A 3,524-nucleotide genomic window follows, 5' to 3' on the forward strand; every position below is an offset into this window, starting at 1 on the left:
ACCTTGACAACAGATAGTAAGGGGTTTCGTTCAGAAAAGACTTCAAATTCGGCCTTGAACGAGTAAAACTTTCTAGGAAATAAGGTTGAACATGAGATTTTTTCGACTTGTTCAAAGTGGCCGTCCGGCATTCGGACACTCAAAACGGACGGGTCGAAAGTGTCAGACTTAAGCAATTAAGCGTTTTTCGCTATCTGCGTCAACCCCGTTGACGCGACCACCCTAAAAAGGTGGCGTGGTGAGGAATCGCCGTCCGTTTTACGGCGGCGAGGATGTCAACAATTTGGCAGTTTAGCGAGCGGGACGTTAGTTTTTAGGGAGAAGCGGCAAAATTATCAAATAACCACGAAAGCAAGGAAACAATCAAACCGCCAGAAAAGGAAATTATCGCCACGATCGCCTCGCTACCAAGATAACGCGATAAAAAACTGCCTTGAATTTGGGCGATCGGTAGTCGCGGATTTAACCCCACTTGGATGCTGTTGGTATTGCCGGAAACGCTCACTTCTAAACCTTGTGATGCTTCGGTAATCTGCAAGTTTTCCCCCGTGGTTTTTAGTTTGATGTTTTGGTTGGTATCCTTTGGGATAATTTTTATCTGATTTAATATCTCTACTCCCGGTTTCTCGACGATCAGGAATTGGTTTTCTTCTAGCTTAAGATCCTGTTGAGCCATCCGGATATTACCGGAAATAATTGTCGATTCCACTAAGTCATCTCTCACATTATTACCGGTGATAATCGGTCTCTCAAATCTAACATTATTAACTTTAATATTGCGCCAAAAAATAGGCTGTTCTTGATCTTGAGCAAGTTGTAAATTAACATCGATCGCTTGTTGTATTTCTAATTGAAATTCGGTGGTACTGAGATTAAATTCGAGGGGAATATCCTCTTTTTTTAGGGGTAAATTAGCAATTTTATAACCAGAAAGAGTTATTTTAATCGGGTTGCCGCTAGGATTAAATGATAAATTTACTGGTTGAGAATTTGGCTGCAAACTAAAAGCCAAAAGATTATTAAAAGGAGCGTATTTGAGATTTTTTACTCTAGTTTCCTTTTGTAAACGGAGTTCTTGCAGGATAAAATCCGCCGTCGGAGTAATTGTTAAAGTGCTATTTTCTCGGATTGATTCAATTTCTAGTCGCTCTCGTTTATCGAGTTCGGGATCGGCAAGACTGCTAAAGGTACCAGCGAGGGTAAATTTTTTCAGTCCCGATAGATATATTTCGGAAAGATTATCGACATCTTTGAGCAATAAACTTTCGTTTTCTTGACAGGTAAAACTAAAGCTTTTTACCAATAAATTGCCTTCAAAGTTTTGTTTAACTGGGATAATTCCCAAAAAAATCGACAGGAAAACTAGGGAGAGCGTAGCTAGGAAAACTATCGTAAACTTTTGATTTTTCTTGAGCCATCGGCAGAAACTTTTTAAGAGATGCTTGGACTTCATTTTAGCCACTGGGGATTATGTTCAAAAGTTATATTAATCGGGGCATTTCTGGGAGGAGCATCATCTTGTTCTAATAAAGCTTTGACTCGCAATTCGTACAATCCCGCCTTAGCCAGTTTACCATCAGAAGTACGCCCATCCCAAGTAAAGAAAATTTCTCCTTTTGGTTGCCAGTTAGGGCGAGAAGTCTCATAGATAACCTTGTTGTTCTGGAGGATTTGTAATTCTTTGATCTGGCTACGCACATTAGCAAAAAGGACGATATCGTAGGTTGTTGCCTGATTAAAAATAACTGGCAAATAGATCAATTTACCATCACTGATAGAGGCCGTGGCCCGCAGACTTTCAAGGGCGATATCTTCGCGATCAATAACATAGTTAGACCATTTAAATTGATAGCGAGAACCTTGGGGACGCAAGGTGAGGGGATCGAGTTGATAATTTTTTGGCACAGAACGCACTATCACTTTCGGCGCTCGGTTATTACGACTAGGCACTTCCAACTTTAGGGAGTCAGTCATCTCCCGAATCCGGCCGATAGAAAGGGAAATAAGACTAAAACTGCCGGCAATATCGATCGGAGCTATTCCCTCACAGCGCTTATCATTATCTCTCTGGATATAGTTGCTAGATCTAGTATTTCCTGTCCCACAGTTTTGAGCTTGAATAGGAGGGAAGAGCGAGACTAAAATAAGACTAAGAATTGTTAAGTTGAGGACAATAAATGATTTTTTCATGGTACAATTACCTGCCATTGAGCTAATTTTTGGAGAACTCGATCGATTGGGTAAGCGAAACCGATACCGGAAGAATCGATTTGGGACTCGCTAATCGTCCTAAACATCAATCCGATCACCCGCATTTCCCGATCGAATACTGGACTACCAGAAGCGCCAACTCCCAGACTCACACCGATTAATAAATTGCCGCTACTAGGGTGAATACCAATGGTAATCGCCTCGTAGCTCGACCAATCTTTTGATTCAGGATGTCCGATGATAGAAATCCGTGTTTTTGCGGCAATTTCGCCTTGATGAAAGGTTAAAGGACTGATATCGTCTGGTAAACCCGTGACTTCCAGCAAGGCTAAATCCAAGTTTTCTTGGGGTTGGGTGATGTGAATTATTTTAGCCACTACACGATCGCGCGGCAGGTTGGGTAGATTTTCGCCGTAATAGGGTTCCACTTCCAGATTATTTTCCAGATTATCGCCCCTCTGTTCCGTGTCGCGATCGACCACCACATGACGATTAGTGATAATCCACACCGTTGTTCCCCGGCGTTTGACCACATAACCCGTACCGTAGGCAGTCCCCTTGGCGTTACCGGTAAAGACCACACTGATTTTAACGATCGATCGCTTGATCCGGGTGAGGGGATCCTCTTGGGGTAGATATTTAGTATTATTCAAAGCGATGATCTGCTCTGGTTGTTGCTGCAAGGATAACAAGCGCTGGGCTTCTTGCAGGTTATTGCGAGCAAATTCAAACTTCGGATCGATTTTTGTCGCCTTCTCGAACTCAGCGATCGCTGCCTCTAGCTTGCCCTGTTCCTGTAGGAGCCGACCCAAATTATTATGGGCAAGAGTGTGAGCGGTAGTAGGAGTCCCAGTAGTATTATCTGGTAAATCTAAGGCCCGACGGAACATTTCCTCGGCTTCCGTCAGTTTTTTCTGGACATACAGCACGTTACCGAGATTGTTGTAGGCATAGACATACTTATCATCAAGAGCGAGCGCCCTACGGTACATTTCCTCGGCTTCTGTCAGTTTTTTCTGGACATACAGCACGTTACCGAGATTGTAGTAGGCAAGGGTGTGAGCGGTAGTAGGAGTCCCAGTAGTATCATCCGGTAAATCTAAAGCCCTACGGAACATTTCCTCGGCTTCCGTCAGTTTTTTCTGGTCATACAGCACGTTACCGAGATTGTTGTAGGCATAGACATACTTATCATCAAGAGCGAGCGCCCGACGGTACATTTCCTCGGCTTCTGTCAGTTTTTTCTGGACATACAGCACGTTACCGAGATTGTAGTAGGCATAGACATACTTATCATCAAGAGCGAGCGCCCG

The 3,524-nt window shown here is 43.3% G+C and carries 3 protein-coding genes; all 3 read right to left on the reverse strand.

Annotated elements, in window-relative coordinates; all coding sequences use genetic code 11:
* Positions 1-313: 313 nt before the first annotated feature.
* Positions 314-1,453, reverse strand: coding sequence for a hypothetical protein (locus tag IM319_RS09200; protein ID WP_287735369.1), 1,140 nt, complete (start codon positions 1,451-1,453; stop codon positions 314-316).
* The gene (locus tag IM319_RS09205; RefSeq protein WP_185236744.1) at positions 1,450-2,190 is read right to left on the reverse strand and encodes a FlgD immunoglobulin-like domain containing protein; all 741 of its coding nucleotides are present in this window, start codon (positions 2,188-2,190) and stop codon (positions 1,450-1,452) included. The genes IM319_RS09200 and IM319_RS09205 overlap by 4 nt, the downstream gene beginning before the upstream one ends.
* Positions 2,187-3,524 (reverse strand): tetratricopeptide repeat protein (locus IM319_RS09210; RefSeq protein ID WP_287735371.1); only part of this gene is annotated, 1,338 nt, incomplete at its 5' end. The genes IM319_RS09210 and IM319_RS09205, both read right to left, overlap by 4 nt.

The sequence above is a fragment of the Microcystis sp. M113S1 genome, from assembly GCF_020246945.1.
GTDB lineage: Bacteria > Cyanobacteriota > Cyanobacteriia > Cyanobacteriales > Microcystaceae > Microcystis.